Raw genomic sequence first — 19,770 nt, 5'->3', positions numbered from 1 at the left:
GCAGAAGGCGTGCTGAAATATTACACTGGCGTAACGCTGCGCTGCGGCAATGGCTCCCGCGCGGCGGATCAGAAGATGTAACGCATCCGCACCTGTTGCCGTTCTGCACTACCGGATAACGCAAAACGGGCGGCGGCGAAGCGCGGCGCGCCGAACCCGATCGGCGGATTGCGCGAGAAGCCGAACCCTTCGCGCGGGATGCCGGCGAGCGTGTCGAGCCTTGCATTGCCATTGGCGTCATGGATGACGGCGAGCGCATACTTCCCCGTCGGCAGGCCGTCGAAATGCACGATATGGACGCTTGCCGGCACCGAACGGGTCAAGGCGCGGGCATCGTCGACGCAGGCCGGGAAGTTCGCGGGGTCGGCAGTCAGGCACAGCCGCACGACGCCGTCGGCGGAGCGCAGATGGTCGATGGCGACGTCAAGCCGCGCGACGGGCATCGCCCCCATCAGCGGGATCGCCGCCGCCAGCGCGAATATCGCCATGCGCCTGCGCCCGGCGGGCGGCATGGGCGTGGTCGCGCGCGAAGTCGCCGAGGCCGCGATCGGTGCCGCACAGCCTGTCCCAGAAACGGAAGTAGAGGCCATAATTGCACCCATATTGCGCGTGATGCCGCTGGTGATGGCTGGCGGTGATGAGCCATCCCCCGAGCCGCCCCGACCACATCCAGCGAGGAAAGATTTCCCAACCCATGTGATTGGTCACCCCCATAACCGTCATGACGCCAAGCACCACGCCCAATGCGCCGACGTGGATCGGAATCACGAAGACCAGTAGCGGAATTGCCACAGCCCCGCTCAGCGCCTCTATCGGGTGGAAGGCCATTGCGGCCCAGGCGGTCGGCGGCCGGCTGGCGTGGTGGACCGCATGCGCCAGGCGAAAGGGCGCCGGGCGGTGCATCCAGCGATGGGTCCAGTAGAACCAGGCGTCGTGCGCGATCAGATAGGCGAGCACTGACAGGGGCAGATACCACAGCGGCATGACGTCGACATCGGCGTAGATCCGCGTCCAGCCGCGGTTCTGCCAGCCCCAGGCGATGACGCCCGCGGGCGCGCCGTAGATCGCGGCCGACGCCAGGCTCCACGCGATCTCCCGACGGACCTGCGGCTCCAGCCCGGCGTAGAGGCGGGGATGGCGCAGCCGGGTGGCGAAGGCGAACGCCCCCGAGGTCAGCAGATAACGGACGCCGACGATGAGGGTCATCGCGAGCGCGGAAAGGGCGACGGCGAGGAGCATGGCGGCGGCTTAGCCGATGTCGAGGGGGGCGGGAAGCGGGCGGGTCGATCCTCCTGGTTCACGGGGAGGGGGATCATGCCCAGAATATTGGAGGGGGATTTGCCAAGCGCGGTTCGCTTGCGGAAAACCCCCTCCACCACTCGCCTGCGGCGAGCGGTCCCCCTCCCCGCGGCGGGGAGGGTCAAGGTCGGGTGCGCTCGAACAGCAAGGTGGGGGTGTCGCGATAGGTGGCCTCGGTCACCAGCCGATGCCCCAGCCGCTCCGCCAGCCGGATCGAGGGGGCGTTGGCGGGGTCGATGATGCAGACGGTGCGTGCGATTCCCTGCGCGTCGGTCCAGGCGAACAGGGCGGTCAGGGCTTCGCGGGCATAGCCGTTCCCATGCGCGCTGCCGGCGAAGGCCCAGCCGGCTTCGGGCGTACCCTCGAACGACGGATCGCTGGCGCGGCGCGAGTCCATCAGGCCGACCGACCCGGCGAAACGCCCGTCGCGGGTCCGCACCACCCAGGTTCCATAGCCGCAGACCTGCCAATGGCCGATGTAGCGCAGCAGGCGATGCCACACTTCCTCGCGCGAAAAGGCGCGACCGCCGATCATCGCATAGACCGCCGGATCGGCCCACATCGCGGCCTCGTCATCGAGATCGGCGGCGGTCGGCGGCGACAGCGTAAGGCGGTCGGTGTGCAATATGGGGGCGGTCATGGCGTCATGATGCACGCGGCGGCGCGACTGCAAAAGCGTTTCGCGCAGGGTCCGCTCTGGGCTAGGCGCGTGGATCATGGCGTCCACCCTCTCTTGCGATGTCGCGATCGTCGGCGCGGGACTGGCAGGCGGGCTGATCGCGCTGGCGCTGAAGGCCCGGCACCCGGCGATGGACGTGCGGCTGATCGACGCGGCGCCGGTCGTGGGGGGCAATCACCTCTGGTCGTTCTTCGGCAGCGATGTCGCCGCCGCCGATCGCTGGATTCTCGCGCCGCTCGTCTGCCATGCCTGGACCGGATACGACGTCGCCTTTCCGGCGCATGCGCGGACGATCGACGCGGCCTATCATTCGATCGAGAGCGAGCGGCTGGACGCGGTGGTCCGGCGCGAGCTGCCGCCGCATGCGCTGATGCTTGGCCGCAAGGTGCTGGCGGTGTCGGCCACCGCGGTCGTCCTGGCGGATGGCGGGCGGGTGGAGGTGCGCGGGGTCATCGACGCGCGCGGGCCGGGCGACCTGTCGCTGCTCGACCTGGGCTGGCAGAAATTCGTCGGGCGCGCGTTCACGCTGACGCACGATCACGAACGGTCGCGCCCGGTCATCATGGATGCGACGGTGCCGCAGATCGACGGCTATCGCTTCGTCTATACGCTGCCGCTGGCGCATGATCGCATCTTCGTCGAGGATACCTATTACAGCGACACGCCCGACCTGGATACCGAGGCGATCATCGCGCGCGTCCATGATTATGCGGACGCGCAGGGCTGGGCCGTGGCGCAGGCGGCGCGCGAGGAATCGGGGGTGCTGCCGGTCGCGCTGGGTGGAGACTTCGATGCGTACTGGCGATCGGGCGGCGCGCGGGTTGCCAAGGCGGGGATGCGCAGCGGGATGTTCCACCCGACCACCGGCTATTCGCTGCCCGATGCGGTGCGGATGGCGGCGATGCTGGCGGAGTGCCGCGATTTTTCGGGAGCGGCGCTGCACGAGGCCACCTATATGATGGCCAGCAAGGCGTGGCGGGCGCGCGGCTTCTATCGCATGCTCGACACGATGCTGTTCCGCGCGGCCGATCCCGACGAACGGTATCGCGTGCTGGAACGGTTCTACAGGCTTTCGCCCGGACTCATCGGGCGATTTTATGCAGGTCATTCGACGATGATGGACAAGGCACGGGTGTTGACGGGCAAGCCGCCGGTGCCGGTCGGCCGCGCGCTGCGCGCGATTGCGGGAGGCGGGAAGTGAAGGACGCGATCGTCGTGGGTTCGGGCTTCGGCGGGCTGGCGCTGGCCATCCGGCTGCAATCGGCGGGGGTCAGCACGACGATCGTCGAATCGCGCGATAAGCCGGGGGGGCGGGCGTATTTCTGGGAGCGCGACGGCTTCACCTTCGACGCGGGGCCGACCGTCATCACCGATCCGGCGTGCTTGGCAGAATTATGGGCGCTGACCGGGCGCGACATGAGCGACGACGTGACGCTCGACCCCGTCCTGCCCTTCTACCGGCTGCATTGGCAGGACGGGACGACGTTCGACTATACCAACGACGATGCGCAGATGCGCGCCGAGATCGAGAAGCTGCATCCCGGCGACTGGGCGGGGTATCTGAAGTTCCTCGATTACTCGGCGGGCGTGTTCCACGAAGGCTATGAGAAGCTGGGGCATGTCGCCTTCCTCGATTTCGGGTCGATGATAAAGGCGGCGCCGGCGCTGGCGAAATACCAGGCCTGGCGATCGGTCTATTCGATGGTGTCGAGCTTCGTGCAGTCGGAAAAGCTGCGCGAGGCGCTGAGTTTCCACACGTTGCTGGTCGGCGGCAATCCGATGACGACGAGCGCGATCTATGCGCTGATCCACAAGCTGGAGCGCGACGGCGGGGTGTGGTTCGCGCGCGGCGGCACCAACCGGCTGGTGGCGGGGATGGTCGCGCATTTCGAGCGGCTCGGCGGCGTGGTGCGGCTTGGCGATCCGGTGGTCGAGATCGAAACCCTGGGGGATCGCGCGACCGGTGTCGTCACCAGGAGCGGCTGGCGCGGCAACGCCGATGCGGTCGCGTGCAACGGCGACATCATGCACGCCTATCGCGACCTGCTGTCGTCGTCGCGCAGCGCGCAGCGGACGCGCGCCAGACTGGAGCGCAAGAAATATTCGCCGTCGCTGTTCGTGGTGCATTTCGGGGTGAAGGGCACATGGCCGGGGATTCCGCACCACATGATCCTGTTCGGCCCACGCTATAAGGGGCTGCTGAGCGACATCTACGATCACGGCGTGCTGGCCGAGGATTTCTCGCTGTATCTGCACCACCCGACCGTCACCGATCCGTCGATGGCGCCCGAGGGGATGAGCACCTTCTACGCGCTGGCGCCGGTGCCGCACATGGGCAAATTCCCCGCGGACTGGAGCGAGATCGCGCCGATCCTGGAACGCCGCATCCTGGACGAGGTCGGGCGGCGGCTGATCCCCGATATCCACGAACGCATCGTGACCAAGTTCAGCTATGCGCCGAGCGACTTCGCGAGCGACCTGAACGCGCATCTGGGCAGCGCCTTCTCGCTGGAGCCGACGCTGACGCAGAGCGCGTATTTCCGGGTGCACAACCGCGACGACGCGATCCCGAACCTGTATTTCGTCGGTGCGGGCACGCATCCGGGGGCGGGGATACCGGGGGTCGTCGGGAGTGCGAAGGCAACGGCCAAGCTGATGCTGGAGGGCGGGCGGTGATCTTGAGCGCGCTTTTGGGGGCTGCACTGGCGACGACCGAGATGCCGCTAGGTCGGTGCAACTATGCTAAGGTCGTCGGCGGTCGCCAGGGCATTACTGTGTACAAGGCCCATTCTGTTGGTTCACCGCGAGTCGCGCGGCTGAGGCGAGGAACCACCGTCTATGTCTGCGACGAATTTCGCCGCGAGGATGGGAGCGATCGTTGGGTCGAGGTTCGGTTTAAGAATGCACGGCATCCTTGCTTCGCGAAATCCGAAGGGATCGAGATGGGAAAGGCACGGTTTTGTCAGGCGGGATGGACGCAGGAGAACTATATCGAGGTGCTGTCGGGATGACGTGGTGCAACGACGCCGGGTTTGAAGCACGTGCAGCTATGATAAAGCAGATCCTCCCCGGAACGGGGAGGGGGACCAGCCGAAGGCTGGTGGAGGGGGTTCTCCGTGAAGGGGCTCGCTTGCGGCGATCCCCCTCCACCACTCGGCTGACGCCGAGCGGTCCCCCTCCCCGTTCCGGGGAGGATCGTTGGTGAAACGCCTAGCCATCTACTGCGGCTCCGCGACGCCTGCGGATACGACCTATATCGACGCGGCGCGCGCGATCGGGCGGACGCTAGCGGAGCGCGGGATCGGGGTCGTGTACGGGGGCGGCAAGCTCGGGCTGATGGGGGCGATCGCCGATAGCGCGCTGGCGGCGGGGGGCGAGGTTATCGGGGTTATTCCGCAGGCGCTGGTCGATGCGGAGGTGGCGCATCGGGGATTGAGCGAGCTTCACGTCGTCTCCGGCATGCACGAGCGAAAAGCCAAATTCACCGAACTGGCGGACGGGTTCGTCACCATCCCCGGCGGCACGGGGACGATGGACGAATTGTGGGAGGCGCTGTCGTGGGCGCAGCTGGGCTATCATGCCGATCCGGTGGGGCTGCTCAACGTGGCGGGCTATTACGATCATCTGATCGCGTTCTGGGAGCGGATGGGGGAGGTCGGCTTCCTGCGCGCGCAGCACCGCGATCTGCTGATCGTGGCGGATACGCTGGACGTGCTGCTGGCGCGGATGTCCGCCCACGTGCCGACCCAGCCGATTGTGCGGATGCGGGCGCGCGATCTTTGAGGATTGCTCGGTGAAGGTCCGCACTCGCCGAGTCACCATCCGTCACCCCGGACTGGTTCCGGGGTCCAGGGTTCAACAAGCAGCGGTCTCGCCCGTGGAGGACTGGACCCCGGAACAAGTCCGGGGTGACGAAGGGTATGTGGCGAGGGACAGGGACTCATGAACGATGCCCGTCCTACCCGCGACGCCATCGTCGCGACCGCGCGAGAGTCGATCGCGCGCGGATCGAAGAGTTTCGCGGCGGCCAGCATGTTGTTCGATCCCGCCACGCGGCAGCGTGCGTGGTTGCTCTATGCGTGGTGCCGGCGGTGTGACGATATCGTCGACGGGCAGGATCATGGCCACGCGATGAGCCATGTCGCCGACGCACCCGCGCGGGTCGCGGAGGTGGCGGCGATGACCGAGGTCGCCATGGCAGGGGAAGTCGTCGGCGACCCGGCGTTCGATGCGCTGCGGATCGTCGCCGCCGAGACGCGGATGCCGCCGGCGTTCGCGCGCGATCTCGTCGCCGGCTTCGCGCTGGATGCCGAGGAGTGGCGACCGCGCAGCGAGGACGATCTGTACCGCTATTGCTACCATGTCGCGGGCGTCGTCGGGTGCATGATGGCGGTGGTGATGGGGGTCGATCCCGAGGACGCCGAAACGCTGGACCGGGCGTGCGACCTGGGGATCGCGTTCCAGCTGGCGAACATCGCGCGCGATCTGTGCGAGGACGACATCGCGGGCCGATGCTATCTGCCGGACGACTGGCTGACCGAGATCGACGTGCCGCCGGGCGAGCATATGAAGCCGCATTATCGGCCCCGGCTGGCGATGCTCGCCAACCGCATGGCACGGCGGGCGGCGGCGTTCGAGGCGAGCGCGCGAGAGGGCACGCCGGCTTTGTCTTTCCGGTCGGCGTGGGCGGTGCTGGCGGCGGCAGGGATCTACGGCGCGATCGGGCGCGAGGTCGCGGCGCGGGGGGAGCGGGCCTGGGACGCGCGAGTGTCGACCACCGGGGCGGCGAAGATCGGGTTCATCGCGCGCGCCGGGATCGAGGCGTTGCAGCGCGCGCGGCGGTATCCGCGGACGGTGCGGGATGCCGATCTGTGGCAGCGGCCGCGGGTGGGATCATAAGCTGGTTCACGCGAAGGCGCGAAGGCACGAAGAGTTTGTTCGCGCGGAGGCGCGGAGGGCGCAGAGGTGGTTGGCCTGTTGTTGCGTAGGGGGGCCAGCGGCCTTATCCTCCATCTTGATGCATCGTGCCCTTGGATGACCTACTCCCGTTCGTCCTGACGAACCTTGAGCAGGCTAAGGCCTGGCTCGAAGGGCAGTGGGTCTCACCTGCCCTTCGAGACGGCATTTCGACTTCGCTCAATGCCTCCTCAGGGCGAACGGAATACTTTCCAGCCAGCCTCACGAACGGATCGATATCAAGGCATACGCTCTGGGCGTGGCGGTAGGCTCGCTTACGCCAGGTTGGGAGCGGTGCTTCTTCTCTGCGTCCTCTGCGTCCTCTGCGCGAACAAATCTTCGCTGGCGCCGCTAAGCACGAAACGTGTCTCAGCCCCGCGTGCGGTTCGTTTCGATTCTGACCATGCGTTCGGCCGTCGCGCGGCAATTGCCGGCGATCACGGGGAAGGACAGATCGGTGTGACGCGCAAGCGCCTGGGGGAGAGCGGCGCGGCACTGCGCGACGCTTGCGTAGCGGGCGGGTTCGACGCGTGCTTCGGTGCAGGCGGCGCTCGCATCGCCGCAGCCCAGGATCGCCATCACGTAGAAAACCGGTTCCATCGTCCGTCTCCGTTTCAAGATGCCAAACGGTGGGCTGCGGCGTAAGGTTCCGGAAACGCGCCCATCGGCGCCGCCGCGCGTGCCGGCCGCAATGGCGCGCGTGTATCAAGTCGCTTGGTGTTGGCGGGGTGGTGCCCCACATAAGCGGCAATGCCGCCCGACATCACGACCTCTGCCCGCGCCGAACAGCCGCTACTGCCACTGCTCCGACGGTTCCTGCCTTATCTCTGGCCGCGGCATGCGCCGCGGCTGCGGGTGCGGATCGTGCTGGCGATGCTGCTGGTGCTGGGGTCCAAGCTGGTCCAGGTCTATGGCGCCCCGTTTGCGCTTCAGGGCGCGGTCGACGGGATGGGGGCGGGTGACCGGTCGGCGGCGACGCTGATCGTGGCGCTGGTCGTCGGCTATGCCGCGGCGCGGTTCGGGACGACGTTGTTCGACAATCTGCGCAATGCGGTGTTCGAGCGCGTCGGGCAGGAGGCGACGCGGGGCCTGGCGTCCGACGTGTTCCGGCACCTTCACCGGCTGGGGCTCGACTTCCATCTGTCGCGGCGGACGGGCGCGGTGACCAAGGTGGTCGAGCGGGGCACGAAGAGCATCGACACGATGCTGTATTTCCTGCTGTTCAACATCGCGCCGACGGTGCTGGAACTGGCGCTGGTGCTGGGGCTGTTCTGGACCCGGTTCGGCTGGCCGCTGGTGGCGGCGACCTGCGTCATGGTGGTGCTCTATATCTGGTTCACGCGGGTCGTCACCGACTGGCGCAATGCGTTGCGCGCGCAGATGAACGACCTGGACACCGGGGCGGTGGCGCATGCGGTGGATTCGCTGCTGAATTTCGAGACGGTGAAGTATTTCGGGGCGGAGGAGCGCGAGGCGCGGCGCTATGAGGGGGCGCTGCGTTCCTACGCCGATGCGGCGACCAAGAGCGAGAACAGCCTGGCGTGGCTCAACGTCGGTCAGGCGGCGATCACCAATCTGATGATGGCAGCGGGGATGGCCTATGTCGTCTGGGGATGGGCGCAAGGGCGCTTCACCGCGGGCAATGTGGTGTTCGTTTCCACCCTGCTGGCGCAGCTGTTCCGGCCGCTCGATTTGCTGGGCATGGTGTATCGCACGATCCGCCAGGGCGCGATCGACATGGCGGCGATGTTCGACCTGGTGGATACGCCGGCGAGTGTCGTCGATGCCGCGGATGCGGTGCCATTGGTGGTCGGCACCGGCGCGGTGCGGTTCGCGGGCGTGCATTTCGGCTATGGCGACGGGCGCGAGATCCTGAAGGGTGTCGATATTGACGTGCCCGCAGGCACGACCTGCGCAGTGGTCGGCCGGTCGGGCGCGGGAAAGTCGACGCTCGCGCGGCTGATGTACCGGTTCTATGACGTCACCGCCGGCGCGATCACGATCGACGGGCAGGATGTGCGGGGCGTGACCCAGGCGTCGCTGCGATCCGCGATCGGCATCGTGCCGCAGGACACGGTGCTGTTCAACGACACGATCGGCTACAATATCGCTTACGGCCGCGAAGGCTCGGGCGAGGACGAGATCGTCCGCGCGGCGCAAGGCGCAGCGATCGCGGGCTTCGTCGAGCGCCAGCCGCAGGGCTATGCGACGCGGGTCGGCGAGCGCGGCCTGAAGCTGTCGGGCGGCGAGAAGCAGCGGGTGGCGATCGCACGGACGCTGCTGAAGAACCCGCCGGTGCTGATCCTGGACGAGGCGACGTCGGCGCTGGACAGCCGCACCGAAAGCGACATCCTGGCGACGCTGGAGGCGATCGCCGAGCGGCGGACGACGATCGTGATCGCGCACCGACTGTCGACGGTGGTCCATGCCGACCAGATCGTCGTGCTCGACGAGGGCCGCGTGGCCGAGCGCGGCACCCATGCGGCATTGCTGGGTAGGGGCGGGCTGTATGCCGAAATGTGGACGCGCCAGGCGCAGGAACGCGCCGCGGTGGGCGAGGTGCTGGCGGCCGAGTGACTCAGCTCAAAAGCTGGGGAACCCAGTTTGACGCGGCGCGGGTATATGCTTGACGACTTTGCCGATGCGATATTCGGTCTTTAGCCCCACACCTGAAAACCACTGATCCATACGAACAACGCATTCCAGATAATCATCTTTAGCGAACGCTACGTCGGACGAATCGACCCTGTGCCAGAAGTCTTCGTCTTCGATTTCAGCGGTGATGGTCTGGGCGCCGTTGGATAGTCGCCATTTGCGTCCCCTTTCGAAGAACAAACGTTTAATCTGATAGGTTGCTGCAAATTCGGCGGAGGACGTCGGGTCTGATCCCGCAGTCGCCGCAAAAATCGCTGCCTCAGCAGCGTCGATGCGTTCGACAATCGCGCCTGGCTCACTCTCGAAGCGTATTTCCTGGACACCCTCCTCGCGCAAGGGTTCGGTAAAGCGTTCCAGCGGCTGCCTGATCTGGGGATCATCGACCAGGCGGGCAACATCGGTCGCCAAGGTGAGCGCATCGCCGTCTTGCGTAATGATCTGGGTGTTGCCGTCTTGCAGAACTATGCGGCGCTCGATCTTGCGACCGCGCAGCCAGCGAACGGCTTGTATCACGCCCTTTCCACCAAGTAGCGCAACGTCCTTAACGGTGAAGCCAAGCAGGCCAATGAGAGCCAATGTGCTGGCTCCTTCCGGCGTCAGCGCCCAGCCTACGGCAGCATCCTTGATGCCTTCCAGCCAGTGAACAGCTATGCCGACGTCGAAGCTGCCGCGCTGCACATCCGCCCGGACGCGAACCTTGACGCGCCCCGTCTCGCCGGTCCTGACCGCATCGGCGTTCTCGATCAGTTTGCCAAGCGCCAGAAGGGAAGAGGCAAGCTGACTCACGTCCATCTCGCCGTCTTCAACCGCGGCGCCGTCGTAAACGACGCGAAAGTGCTCTTGAACCATCCGCCGTAGGTAAAGTCCGCGATTCGCGGTGTCTACAGGCGACGCGGGTTGCTGTGTCGGCCGGATCGGCTAGATCGGCTAAATGCTGCTCACACGAATTCACAAAGTCGCGTGGCGCGACTTCTTCGCAGCGTGACCGATCCGCTGCCAACCCTGTCGCGGGTGTTCGGTTTTCCGGCGTTTCGCGGCGTGCAGGCCGATGTCGTCGCGCGGGTGCTGGCGGGCGAGCGGACGCTGGCGGTGATGCCGACCGGGGCGGGCAAATCGCTCTGCTACCAGCTGCCGTCGGTATTGCTGGAGGGGACGTGCGTCGTCGTCAGCCCGCTGATCGCGCTGATGCACGACCAGCTGCGCGCGGCCGAAGCGGTGGGGATACGTGCGGCGACGCTGACCAGCGTCGATCAGAACCGGGGGGAGACGATCGCGCGGTTCAAGGCGGGCGCGCTCCAGCTGCTGTACGTGGCACCCGAGCGCGCCTCCAACGCATCGTTCCGGGAGTTGCTGGGCAGCGCCAAGCTCAGCCTGTTCGCGATCGACGAGGCGCATTGCGTCAGCGAATGGGGGCACGACTTCCGGCCCGACTACCGGCTGCTCGAACCGCTGATGGATGCGTTTGCGGACGTGCCCCGGCTGGCGCTGACGGCGACCGCGGATGCGCACACGCGCGCCGACATCGTGAAGCAGCTGGGGATACCGGCCGAGGGCATGATCGTGTCGGGGTTCGACCGGCCCAACATCCGCTATGCGATCAGCCCCAAGGCGAACACCGCGAGCCAGATCGCCGACGTGATCCGCGCGACGCCTGGGCCGGGCATCGTCTATGCACAGACCCGCGCGGCGACCGAGAAGCTGGCCGAGGCGCTGGGGCGGACCGGCCGGCCGACGCGCGCCTATCATGCCGGGCTGGAGCCACATGTCCGGGCGAAGAACCAGGCCGATTTCGTGGCGTCGGAGGACATGGTGATCTGCGCGACGGTCGCCTTCGGGATGGGGATCGACAAGCCCGACGTCCGCTTCGTCGCGCATGCCGGACTGCCCAAGTCGATCGAGGCCTATTATCAGGAGACGGGCCGCGCCGGGCGCGACGGCGACCCCAGCGTCGCGCATCTGTTCTGGGGCGCCGACGATTTCGCGCGCGCACGCCAGCGGATCGGCGAGGTCGAGCCGGAGCGGCAGGCGGGCGAGCGCACGCGGCTCGCCGCGCTGGGTGCGCTGGTCGAGACCGGCGGGTGCCGGCGGCGCATCCTGCTCAAGCATTTCGGCGAGGACCGTGCCGAGGATTGCGGCAATTGCGACAATTGCCTGGGATCGTCGGATGCGCGCGATGCCACCGAAGTGGCGCGCAAAGTGCTCTCCGCGGTGTTCCGGACGGGGCAGCTGTTCGGGGCGGGTTATGTCGAGCAGGTGCTGCTGGGGCAGTCGACCGATAAAAGCATTTCGCGCGGGCATGAATCGTTGTCGGTCTGGGGGATCGTCGAGGGGGAGGATGCCGCGCTGGTCAAGCCGGTGTTCCGCGCGCTGGCACTGCGCGATGCGCTGCGCGCCAACGAGCATGGCGGGCTGGAGTTCGGCCCGGCCGCGCGCGCGCTGTTGAAGGGGGAGGCGGCGCTGTCGGTGATCCTGCCGCCCAAGCGCGAGCGGCGGCGGCGCGGGGCGGCCGGGGCGGCGACGAACCCGAGCGACGATCCGCTTTTCGAAGCGCTGCGCGCGTGCAGGCGCGATCTGGCGAAGGCGGCGGGCGTGCCGCCTTATGTGATCTTCCACGATTCGGTGCTGCGCGAGATGGCGGCGCAGCGACCCGACAGCGGCGCGAAGCTGGCCATGCTGACCGGCATCGGCGCGCGCAAGCTGGAGGCTTATGGCGATGCGTTTCTGGCGGTGATCCGGGAGGGGTAGATGCCGGACGAAGAGCAAATGCCGGCCATTTGCGCGTTTGGAGTTGAACTCGACCAGGTTTGCTCTCCGCTGAAGGGGGAGAATTGCATATGGCACAGTCCGAGGATGCGAGATCATCGCCGGGGAGGCGCTCGCTACTCAAGGCGCATCAACTCGTGAAAGGGTGCGGCGCGTCGGGCCGCAGGTCTGGTGTTGCTTGCATAACGAAGGCGCAATCGACTCAATGACGTTTGCAGATGCGGGCATCGCGTTCGGGATGATGAGCGCCTTTGCGACCCTGATGCTCAAGGTCGTAGAGGCTTCGCACGCCAAGTAAGCGGGGCCCGACGGGCGGAGCGCGGGTTTAGCAGGCCGTGCCCCAAACGATGGAGCCCCGGCACGTTAGCAGCGGCCGGGGCTCGTATCGACCGAAGGGCTTTCACCCGACGACATTTGCAGATTGCAAATCGACGGGATTGGTCACCTTCGCAATAATGGATCTATCCGCTTCTTCACGGCCGTTGTCCTGCATGCGTTTGAACCTTAGGGCGTGGCCCATGCCCGATATCCGCACCCTCAACGACAGCATCAGCGTCGCACCCCAGATCGCGCCCGAAGACGTGGCGGCGATCAAGGCGGCGGGGTTCGTCGCGATCGTCAACAACCGGCCCGATGGCGAGGAGCCGGGGCAGGCGAGCGGCGATGCGATCCGGATGGCGGCGGCGCAAGCCGGCCTTTCCTACACGGCCATTCCGGTGACGCAGGCGGGGTTCTCGCATCCGCAGATCGACGCGATGACGCAGGCGCTGATCGCGGCGGAAGGCCCGGTGCTGGCGTATTGTCGGTCGGGCACGCGGTCCTGCAATCTGTGGGCGCTGGCCGCGGCGAAGGCGGGGCGCAACCCCGAGCTGCTGGTGTTGCAGGCGGCGGACGCGGGCTATGACCTGTCGGGGTTGCGGCCGACGCTGGACGCGCTGGCGCGCGGCGAATGAACTGGGCGGCGCTGGCCGGAGGGCTGGCCGCGGTGCTGGTGCTGGGGGGCGTCGTCTGGGTGCTCAGGCGGCGTGTCCGCAAGATCGCCGCGCCCGAGGAAGCCGCGGAGGCGGCGGATGCGGCGCTGGGCGGGTTCGTGACCGTGGGCGCGGTGGTGGGCGCCGACGGCGTGGCGGCGCTGGCGGTCGATGGCGAGGGGCGCGTCGCGGTGTGCAAGCGGCTCGGCGCGAACATCGCGGTGCGCGAAGTGGCCTGGAACGCCATTCGCGCGACCCCGGCGGGGATGGTGGTGGAGACGGCCGAGCGGCGGTTTGGCGCGGTGACCGTTACCGGCGTCGATGCGCTCGACGTGCGGCGGCTGGCGCCGCATCTGACGCGCGTGATGACTTGAGCCTGATCCGTTCGTCCTGAGGAGCCGCTGAGCGAAGTCGAAGCGGCGTCTCGAAGGACAGGTGAGACCCACTGTCCTTCGAGACGGGCCTTCGCCTGCGCTCAGTCCCTCCTCAGGACGAACGGAAGTAAGTCACATTCTCCAGGCCCGGTTCCCGTCAGATCCCCGCATACCAATCGTAATCGACGTTATCCTCCCAGAAGCCGCCCTTGCCGCGGCCGATCCCGGCCAGGCTGGCGACCGCGTCGATGCGCATGAGATATTTGGCGTGCTTGTAGCCCAATTGCCGCTCTACCCGGAGGCGGACGGGGGCGCCATGCGCGACGTCCAGGGGGCGGCCGTTCATCGCCCAGGCCAGGATCGTCTGGGGGTGGAAGGCGTCGATGAGGTCGATGCTCTCGTAATACGGTGCGCCGCCGTAGAGATCGGCGCAGGTGAAGACGATGTAGCGCGCGGCATCGCGGACGCCGGCCGCCTTCAGGACGTTGCCGAGCATCGGGCCGGTCCACTGGCCGATCGCGCTCCAGCCCTCGACGCAATCGTGGCGGGTGATCTGGGTGCGGTTGGGCAGGCTGCGCAGGTCGGTGAGCGATAGCGACAAGGGGCGGGCGACGAGGCCGCCGACGGCGAGGCGCCAGTCGGCGAAGCGGCCCGCGACCATCGCCGCATAAGCGGGCGTGCCGGGATCGCGGGTGCCGTTGGCGCGGAAGATCGGCGACATCTGCGATGGCGTGAATTCGGGGGCGAGCGCGGCGCGATCGGTCAGCGCGCGGTGCAGGCCGCGGTGCATGTCCTCGCCCGCGAACAGGATGCGGCGCGCGGCGGGAATCGCCGCCACCCGGTCGCAGCCCGCGAGCAGCAGCCCGGCGCCCCCGCCCAGAAGCGCCCGCCGCCCGATCATTCGGGTATCCTCCAGCGGCCGGTAATCATCGAACGCGCCTCGTTCACCGGGCCGGCGAGGATGACGAGGACGAGGTGAACCACCGTGAACCCCGTCAGCACGACCATCGCGATGAAGTGGAGCGAACGCGCCGACTGGCGACCGCCGAACAGGTCCAGCACCCAGGGCCAGGCCGCATTCATCCCCGGCGACAGCGCGACGCCGGTGAGGATCACCAGCGGCAACGCCAGGAAGATGACGAGCACGTAGGAGAGCTTCTGGAAGATGTTGTAGGCGCGCGGGCCTTCGGGATCGTGGAAGCGGAAATCGAGATGCGCGCGGAAATCCGCCCACAGGTGCGCGCGCGAGAGTTCGGCGCGGCGGATCGTCAGATCGCGGCGGAAGTGGCGGTTGAGCAGGCTGGCGATCATATACCCCAGCAACGCGAAGGCCAGCACGAGCGCGAAGAACAGATGCCAGCGCCGCGACAGCGCGAGGTTGTAATTGCCGGGAATCGTGATCCAGGCGGGGAAGCGCGGCAGCGTTGCCCAGGCCGCGTCGAAATTGGCGCCGTAGCGCCCCCAATAAAGCCGCGGATGCGCGTTCGAGATGCCGAGGCCGGAGCCGATCAGGATGAAGATCGCCACCGCATTGATCCAGTGCCAGACACGGGTGACGATGCCGTGGCGCTCGATCGTCGTGCCGGGTGCGGTTTGCTCGGGGACCATTTCGCCCCCATAGCAGTTACACGCACCATGACCGAATGGCATTTCTACGAACCCGCGCACGGCCACGGCCTGCCGCACGACCCGCTGAACGCGATCGTCGCGCCGCGGCCGATCGGCTGGATCAGCACGGTGTCGGCGGCCGGGGTGCGCAACATCGCGCCGTACAGCTTCTTCAACGTCATCAATTATCGCCCGCCGCTGATCGCCTTCTCCTCGATGGGATGGAAGGACACGGTGGCCAATATCGACGCCACCGGCGAGTTCGTCTGGAACCTGGTGACGCGCGACCTCGCCGAGGCGATGAACGCGACCTCGGCGGTGGGCGAGGGCGACGAGTTCGCGCTTGCGGGGATCGAGACGGTCCGCTCGCGGCTGGTGAAGCCCGATCGCGTCGCGGCCTCTCCGGTGACGTTCGAATGCAGGCTGACGCAATTGCTGCGGCTGGAAACGAAGGAGGGCCGCGCGCTCGACCAGTGGCTGGTGATCGGTGAGGCGGTGGGCATCCATATCGACCGTGCGATGCTCGACGCCGGCGTGTACCAGACCGCCCGCGCACGGCCGATCTCGCGCGGGGGCGGGCCGGCCGACTATTTCGAGACGCGCGAGGATGCGCTGTTTCGGATGATGCGACCGGATTGACCCGGCGATGTGGCCGGCTCTTCATCCGCCTGCTAATCGTCTTCATCTTCATACCCCACCAGCGCCAGCGCCCGCGCCTTTATCTGGCGGGTCATGCACCAATGGACGAGCGCTTCCTCGCGACCGTGGGTGACCCAGACTTCGCGCGGGGCGATCTCCAGCAGGGTGGTCGTAAGCTCGTCCCAATCGGCGTGATCGCTGAGGATCAGCGGCAGCTCGACGTTCTTCTGGCGCGCGCGCTGGCGGACGCGCATCCAGCCGCTCGCCATCGCGGTGATCGGATCGGGCAGGCGGCGCGACCAGCGATCGTTGAGCGCGGATGGCGGGCACATCACGATATGGCCCGCGATCTGCGCCTTGGGCACCCCCGCCGCCGGGAGCAGTTCGCCGAGGGGGACGCCGTGTTCCTCATAGAGGTCGCACAGCCGTTGCAGCGCGCCGTGGATATAGATCGGCGCCGCGTGGCCGCGCACGCGCAGTTCGGCGATCACGCGCTGCGCCTTGCCGAGCGCATAGGCGCCGACGAGGACGCAGCGGTCGGGATTGGCGTGGAGGCGGGCGATCAGCTTGTCGATCTCGTCGCCGGTGTCGGGGTGGCGGAAGACGGGGAGCGCGAAGGTGGCTTCGGTGACGAAGACGTCGCATTTCACCGGCTGAAAGGGTGTGCAGGTGGGATCGGCGCGCCGCTTGTAATCGCCCGACACGACGATGCGCTCGCCGCGGTGGTCGAGGACGATCTGCGCCGAGCCCAGGCAATGGCCGGCGGGGACGAAGCCGATGTCGACCTCCCCGCCGTCTGCGGTATTCAGGCGGATCGTCTCGCCGTAGGCGACGGGGTGGCCGGCCTGCTCGCCATAGCGCGCGTCCATGATGGCCAGCGTCGCGGGCGTCGCCCAGACCGCATTGTGGCCACCGCGCGCGTGATCGGCGTGGCCGTGGGTGATGAGCGCGCGCGGGACCGGTTCGGACGGGTCTATCCACGCATCGGCGGGGGCGACGTAGATGCCGTGGGGATGCGGGGTGATCCAGTCGCCGAGCTTGGCCATGCACACTATATGGTTGGAACGGCTTGCGGTTCCAGCCGGGTGGGGCGGATCGAAGCGCGGGGCCGATCGTTTTCGCGGGAGTGTTCGACGAAGGTGAGCGATGATGGAAGGCTTGTGGGCATTCGTGGTGATCGGCGGGCCGATCATCCTGCTGGTGGCGCTGATCGCGGGATGGGCGCTGAACCGGCGTTCGCGCGTGCCCCTGGAAGTAACCGAAGCCGCGACCCGGCGGAACAGGCGCGAGGAAGCCGGCGAGGACGGGGCGCACGACGGGCGCTGACCAGCGCCGCCAATGCGGTGAGGGTTTGAGCGAACCGCTGCCAAAGCCGCTTGCGGCCTGGTTCGCGGCGCGCGGCTGGGCGCCGCGGTCGCATCAGATCGCGATGCTGCGCGAGGCGCGCAGCGGGCGGCATGCGTTGCTGGTCGCGACGACGGGCGCGGGCAAGACGCTCGCCGGATTCCTGCCGACGCTGGCCGAACTCATCGAGAACCCCGCCGAGGGGCTGCACACGCTGTACGTCTCGCCGCTGAAGGCGCTGGCGGTCGATATCCAGCGCAACCTGATGACGCCGGTCGAGGAGATGGGCGTCGATATCAGCGTCGAGACGCGCACCGGCGATACCTCGTCCGATCGCAAGGCGCGCCAGCGGGCGAAGCCGCCCCAGATATTGCTGACCACGCCCGAATCGCTGTCGCTGCTGCTGAGCTATCCCGACAGTTTCACGATGTTCGCCGGGCTGCGGACGATCGTCGTCGACGAGGTCCATGCCTTTGCGACGGGCAAGCGCGGCGACCTGCTGAGCCTGTGCATGGCGCGGTTGCAGCGGATCGCGCCGGGGCTGCGGCGGGTGGCGCTGTCGGCGACGGTGGCCGATGCCGACGGCTATCGCGCGTGGCTGGCGCCCGACGGCGATATCGGTGCGGTCAGCCTGGTGCACGGGCAGCCGGGCGCCGAGCCGAACATCTCGATCCTGCTGCCCGAGGGGCGCGTGCCATGGTCGGGGCATTCGGGACGCTATGCCGCCGAACAGGTGATGGCGCAGATCGCGGCGCATCGCACCTCGATCATCTTCTGCAACACGCGCAGCCTGGCCGAACTGATCTTCCAAGATCTGTGGAAGGTGAATGCGGATTCGCTGCCAATCGGGGTGCATCACGGCAGCCTGGCGAAGGAGGCGCGCGCCAAGGTGGAAGGCGCGATGGCCGATGGCCGGCTGCGCGCGCTGGTGGCGACCGCGAGCCTCGACCTCGGGGTCGATTGGGGCGACGTCGATTGCGTGATCCAGATGGGCGCGCCCAAGGGGTCTTCGCGACTGCTCCAGCGGATCGGGCGCGCGAACCACCGGCTGGACGAAGCATCGAAGGCGATCGTGGTGCCCGGCAACCGTTTCGAATATCTGGAAGCGCGCGCCGCGCTGGATGCGGTGGAGGCGGGGGAACTGGACCCCGACCTGTTCCGCGCGGGCGCGCTCGACGTGCTGGCGCAGCATGTCATGGCGTGCGCGTGCGCGGCGCCGTTTCACCAGCGCGACCTGCTCGACGAGGTGCGATCGGCGCTGCCCTATTCGGCGCTGAGCGACGAGACGTTCGAGCGCGTGCTCGGCTTCATCCGCGACGGCGGGTATAGTCTGCGGGCTTACGACAGGTTCAAGCGGCTGGTGCAGGAGGCCGATGGCAGCTGGCGGGTGAGCCACCCCAAGTTCGTCGGCCAGCACAGGCTGAACGCAGGGATCATCGTCGAAGCGACGATGCTCGACGTGCGCTTTCGCAACGGGCGGTCGCTGGGGCGGGTGGAGGAGGCGTTCGCCAGCCAGCTTTCGACCGGCGACACGTTCTTCTTCGCCGGGCTGAGCCTGGAAGTCGAAAAGATCGCGCTGACCGACCTGATCGTCCATGCGACGAGCAAGCCCGCGCGGGTGCCCACCTATGGCGGCAGCCGGATGCCGCTGTCCACCAGTCTGGCGGACCGGGTGCGCGGGTTCCTGGCGGAGCCGAGCGAATGGCCGCGCTTTCCCGACGACGTGCGCGAGTGGCTGGAGTTCCAGACCGCGCGATCGGTGCTGCCGCAACCCGGACAGCTGCTGGTCGAGACCTTCCCGCGCGAGGGGCGGCATTATATGGTCGCGTACAGTTTCGAAGGGTGGAACGCGCACCAGTCGCTGGGGATGCTGATAACCCGGCGGATGGAGACGCAGGGCCTGAAACCCCTGGGCTTCGTCGCCAACGATTATGCCATCGCCTGCTATGGCCTGGAGAAGGTCGCCGATCCGGCGTCGCTGTTTTCCGCCGACATATTGGAGCATGAATTCGTCGAATGGGTGCAGCAATCGCATCTGCTGAAACGCGCATTCCGCGAAGTGGCGGTGATCGGCGGATTGGTCGAGCGCCAGCATCCGGGCAAGCGCAAGACCGGCAAGCAGGTGACCTTTTCGACCGACCTGATCTATGACGTGCTGCGCAAATACGAGCCGACGCATCTGCTGCTCCAGGCCGCGTGGGACGATGCCCGCGCCAAGATGACCGATGTCGGCCGGCTGGCGCATCTGCTCGATCGCGCCGCGGAGACGATGGTGCATGTCGATCTGGACCGGGTGACCCCGCTGGCGGTGCCGGTGCTGACGCTGATCGGGCGCGAGCGGGTGTCGACCGCGCGCGGCGACGATGCGCTGCTGATGGAGGCCGAGGGGCTGGCGGCGGAGGCGAGGCGGCTGGATTGATCCTCTTGTCCTCCCCAGCTTTGCTGGGGAGGGGGACCGCCGCCGAAGGCGGTGGTCCCCAGC

The 19,770-nt window shown here is 67.5% G+C and carries 20 protein-coding genes; 12 read left to right on the top strand and 8 right to left on the bottom strand.

The genetic code is table 11. The annotated features are described in order from the left end of the window. Positions 1–68: 68 nt before the first annotated feature. The 3 genes from VF643_RS01130 to VF643_RS01120 all read right to left on the bottom strand — a co-directional run bounded on the left by VF643_RS01130 (position 69) and on the right by VF643_RS01120 (position 1,939). Positions 69–443, bottom strand: a complete 375-nt coding sequence (locus tag VF643_RS01130; protein WP_331041519.1) for a DUF2141 domain-containing protein — start codon at positions 441–443, stop codon at positions 69–71. Next, positions 424–1,239: a sterol desaturase family protein gene (locus VF643_RS01125; RefSeq protein ID WP_331041518.1), complete on the bottom strand. Its 816-nt coding sequence runs from the start codon at positions 1,237–1,239 to the stop codon at positions 424–426. Before VF643_RS01125 ends, VF643_RS01130 begins: the two co-directional genes overlap by 20 nt. A gap of 181 nt (positions 1,240–1,420) precedes the next feature. Beyond that, positions 1,421–1,939 (bottom strand): GNAT family N-acetyltransferase, encoded by a 519-nt coding sequence (locus VF643_RS01120; protein ID WP_331041517.1) that lies wholly within the window; start codon positions 1,937–1,939, stop codon positions 1,421–1,423. A 76-nt stretch (positions 1,940–2,015) separates the two neighbouring features. On the opposite strand from VF643_RS01120, the gene crtY reads away from it, so the two are divergent. From crtY to VF643_RS01095, 5 genes are all read left to right on the top strand, one after another. Then, positions 2,016–3,179 carry a lycopene beta-cyclase CrtY gene (gene crtY, locus VF643_RS01115; RefSeq protein WP_331041516.1) on the top strand — a complete coding sequence of 388 codons (1,164 nt, stop codon included), beginning with the start codon at positions 2,016–2,018 and terminating at the stop codon, positions 3,177–3,179. Continuing rightward, positions 3,176–4,654 carry a phytoene desaturase gene (locus tag VF643_RS01110; protein WP_331041515.1) on the top strand — a complete coding sequence of 493 codons (1,479 nt, stop codon included), beginning with the start codon at positions 3,176–3,178 and terminating at the stop codon, positions 4,652–4,654. Before crtY ends, VF643_RS01110 begins: the two co-directional genes overlap by 4 nt. 2 nt (positions 4,655–4,656) lie before the next feature. Continuing rightward, the gene (locus tag VF643_RS01105; RefSeq protein ID WP_331041514.1) at positions 4,657–4,989 is read left to right on the top strand and encodes a hypothetical protein; all 333 of its coding nucleotides are present in this window, start codon (positions 4,657–4,659) and stop codon (positions 4,987–4,989) included. Between the two features lie 190 nt (positions 4,990–5,179). Then, on the top strand, positions 5,180–5,761 hold the full coding sequence (locus VF643_RS01100) for a TIGR00730 family Rossman fold protein (RefSeq protein WP_331041513.1): 582 nt from the start codon (positions 5,180–5,182) through the stop codon (positions 5,759–5,761). Between the two features lie 159 nt (positions 5,762–5,920). Beyond that, entirely contained in the window at positions 5,921–6,877 is a 957-nt protein-coding gene (locus VF643_RS01095; RefSeq protein ID WP_331041512.1) for a phytoene/squalene synthase family protein, read from the top strand. A gap of 426 nt (positions 6,878–7,303) precedes the next feature. On the opposite strand, the gene VF643_RS01090 is transcribed toward VF643_RS01095, so the two are convergent. Next, positions 7,304–7,534 (bottom strand): hypothetical protein, encoded by a 231-nt coding sequence (locus tag VF643_RS01090; protein ID WP_331041511.1) that lies wholly within the window; start codon positions 7,532–7,534, stop codon positions 7,304–7,306. Between the two features lie 150 nt (positions 7,535–7,684). Between VF643_RS01090 and VF643_RS01085 the strand changes: the two genes are divergently transcribed. Beyond that, complete coding sequence (locus VF643_RS01085; RefSeq protein WP_331041510.1) at positions 7,685–9,511, top strand: ABC transporter ATP-binding protein/permease; 1,827 nt, start codon at positions 7,685–7,687, stop codon at positions 9,509–9,511. A 6-nt stretch (positions 9,512–9,517) separates the two neighbouring features. Here VF643_RS01085 and VF643_RS01080 read toward each other — a convergent pair whose 3' ends face one another. Then, a complete protein-coding gene (locus VF643_RS01080; protein WP_331041509.1) occupies positions 9,518–10,438 on the bottom strand; it encodes a hypothetical protein in 921 nt (306 codons plus the stop codon). Positions 10,439–10,570: 132 nt separating this feature from the next. Here VF643_RS01080 and recQ point away from each other — a divergent pair, with 132 nt between their 5' ends. From recQ to VF643_RS01065, 3 genes are all read left to right on the top strand, one after another. After that, the gene (recQ, locus tag VF643_RS01075; RefSeq protein WP_331041526.1) at positions 10,571–12,334 is read left to right on the top strand and encodes a DNA helicase RecQ; all 1,764 of its coding nucleotides are present in this window, start codon (positions 10,571–10,573) and stop codon (positions 12,332–12,334) included. Between the two features lie 536 nt (positions 12,335–12,870). Then, positions 12,871–13,305 carry a TIGR01244 family sulfur transferase gene (locus VF643_RS01070; RefSeq protein ID WP_331041508.1) on the top strand — a complete coding sequence of 145 codons (435 nt, stop codon included), beginning with the start codon at positions 12,871–12,873 and terminating at the stop codon, positions 13,303–13,305. Next, positions 13,302–13,697, top strand: coding sequence for a hypothetical protein (locus VF643_RS01065; RefSeq protein ID WP_331041507.1), 396 nt, complete (start codon positions 13,302–13,304; stop codon positions 13,695–13,697). The genes VF643_RS01070 and VF643_RS01065 overlap by 4 nt, the downstream gene beginning before the upstream one ends. Positions 13,698–13,854: 157 nt before the next feature. Here VF643_RS01065 and VF643_RS01060 read toward each other — a convergent pair whose 3' ends face one another. Both VF643_RS01060 and VF643_RS01055 read right to left on the bottom strand, forming a co-directional pair. Further along, positions 13,855–14,598, bottom strand: a complete 744-nt coding sequence (locus tag VF643_RS01060) for a molybdopterin-dependent oxidoreductase (protein ID WP_331041506.1) — start codon at positions 14,596–14,598, stop codon at positions 13,855–13,857. Further along, on the bottom strand, positions 14,595–15,305 hold the full coding sequence (locus tag VF643_RS01055) for a cytochrome b/b6 domain-containing protein (RefSeq protein WP_331041505.1): 711 nt from the start codon (positions 15,303–15,305) through the stop codon (positions 14,595–14,597). Before VF643_RS01055 ends, VF643_RS01060 begins: the two co-directional genes overlap by 4 nt. A 27-nt stretch (positions 15,306–15,332) precedes the next feature. On the opposite strand from VF643_RS01055, the gene VF643_RS01050 reads away from it, so the two are divergent. Then, positions 15,333–15,944 carry a flavin reductase family protein gene (locus tag VF643_RS01050; RefSeq protein ID WP_331041504.1) on the top strand — a complete coding sequence of 204 codons (612 nt, stop codon included), beginning with the start codon at positions 15,333–15,335 and terminating at the stop codon, positions 15,942–15,944. A 32-nt stretch (positions 15,945–15,976) separates the two neighbouring features. Here the strand turns inward: VF643_RS01050 and VF643_RS01045 are convergent, their stop codons facing one another. Continuing rightward, the gene (locus VF643_RS01045) at positions 15,977–16,990 is read right to left on the bottom strand and encodes a ligase-associated DNA damage response exonuclease (RefSeq protein WP_331041503.1); all 1,014 of its coding nucleotides are present in this window, start codon (positions 16,988–16,990) and stop codon (positions 15,977–15,979) included. A 100-nt stretch (positions 16,991–17,090) separates the two neighbouring features. Between VF643_RS01045 and VF643_RS01040 the strand changes: the two genes are divergently transcribed. Further along, on the top strand, positions 17,091–17,270 hold the full coding sequence (locus VF643_RS01040) for a hypothetical protein (RefSeq protein ID WP_331041502.1): 180 nt from the start codon (positions 17,091–17,093) through the stop codon (positions 17,268–17,270). 25 nt (positions 17,271–17,295) lie between these two features. Beyond that, complete coding sequence (locus VF643_RS01035; RefSeq protein ID WP_331041501.1) at positions 17,296–19,707, top strand: ligase-associated DNA damage response DEXH box helicase; 2,412 nt, start codon at positions 17,296–17,298, stop codon at positions 19,705–19,707. Positions 19,708–19,770 lie beyond the last annotated feature (63 nt).

It is taken from the genome of Sphingomonas sp. (assembly GCF_036387595.1).
Taxonomy (GTDB): domain Bacteria; phylum Pseudomonadota; class Alphaproteobacteria; order Sphingomonadales; family Sphingomonadaceae; genus Sphingomonas.
This window is presented reverse-complemented; position numbering and strand designations above follow the sequence as displayed.

Bases quoted from the DNA above. Each gene is read 5' to 3' on its own strand.
- VF643_RS01130 (WP_331041519.1), bottom strand. From the start codon at position 443: ATGCCCGTCGCGCGGCTTGACGTCGCCATCGACCATCTGCGCTCCGCC.
- VF643_RS01125 (WP_331041518.1), bottom strand. From the start codon at position 1,239: ATGCTCCTCGCCGTCGCCCTTTCCGCGCTCGCGATGACCCTCATCGTC.
- VF643_RS01120 (WP_331041517.1), bottom strand. From the start codon at position 1,939: ATGACCGCCCCCATATTGCACACCGACCGCCTTACGCTGTCGCCGCCG.
- crtY (WP_331041516.1), top strand. From the start codon at position 2,016: ATGGCGTCCACCCTCTCTTGCGATGTCGCGATCGTCGGCGCGGGACTG.
- VF643_RS01095 (WP_331041512.1), top strand. From the start codon at position 5,921: ATGAACGATGCCCGTCCTACCCGCGACGCCATCGTCGCGACCGCGCGA.
- VF643_RS01090 (WP_331041511.1), bottom strand. From the start codon at position 7,534: ATGGAACCGGTTTTCTACGTGATGGCGATCCTGGGCTGCGGCGATGCG.
- VF643_RS01085 (WP_331041510.1), top strand. From the start codon at position 7,685: ATGCCGCCCGACATCACGACCTCTGCCCGCGCCGAACAGCCGCTACTG.
- VF643_RS01080 (WP_331041509.1), bottom strand. From the start codon at position 10,438: ATGGTTCAAGAGCACTTTCGCGTCGTTTACGACGGCGCCGCGGTTGAA.
- VF643_RS01070 (WP_331041508.1), top strand. From the start codon at position 12,871: ATGCCCGATATCCGCACCCTCAACGACAGCATCAGCGTCGCACCCCAG.
- VF643_RS01065 (WP_331041507.1), top strand. From the start codon at position 13,302: ATGAACTGGGCGGCGCTGGCCGGAGGGCTGGCCGCGGTGCTGGTGCTG.
- VF643_RS01060 (WP_331041506.1), bottom strand. From the start codon at position 14,598: ATGATCGGGCGGCGGGCGCTTCTGGGCGGGGGCGCCGGGCTGCTGCTC.
- VF643_RS01055 (WP_331041505.1), bottom strand. From the start codon at position 15,305: ATGGTCCCCGAGCAAACCGCACCCGGCACGACGATCGAGCGCCACGGC.
- VF643_RS01050 (WP_331041504.1), top strand. From the start codon at position 15,333: ATGACCGAATGGCATTTCTACGAACCCGCGCACGGCCACGGCCTGCCG.
- VF643_RS01045 (WP_331041503.1), bottom strand. From the start codon at position 16,990: ATGGCCAAGCTCGGCGACTGGATCACCCCGCATCCCCACGGCATCTAC.
- VF643_RS01040 (WP_331041502.1), top strand. From the start codon at position 17,091: ATGATGGAAGGCTTGTGGGCATTCGTGGTGATCGGCGGGCCGATCATC.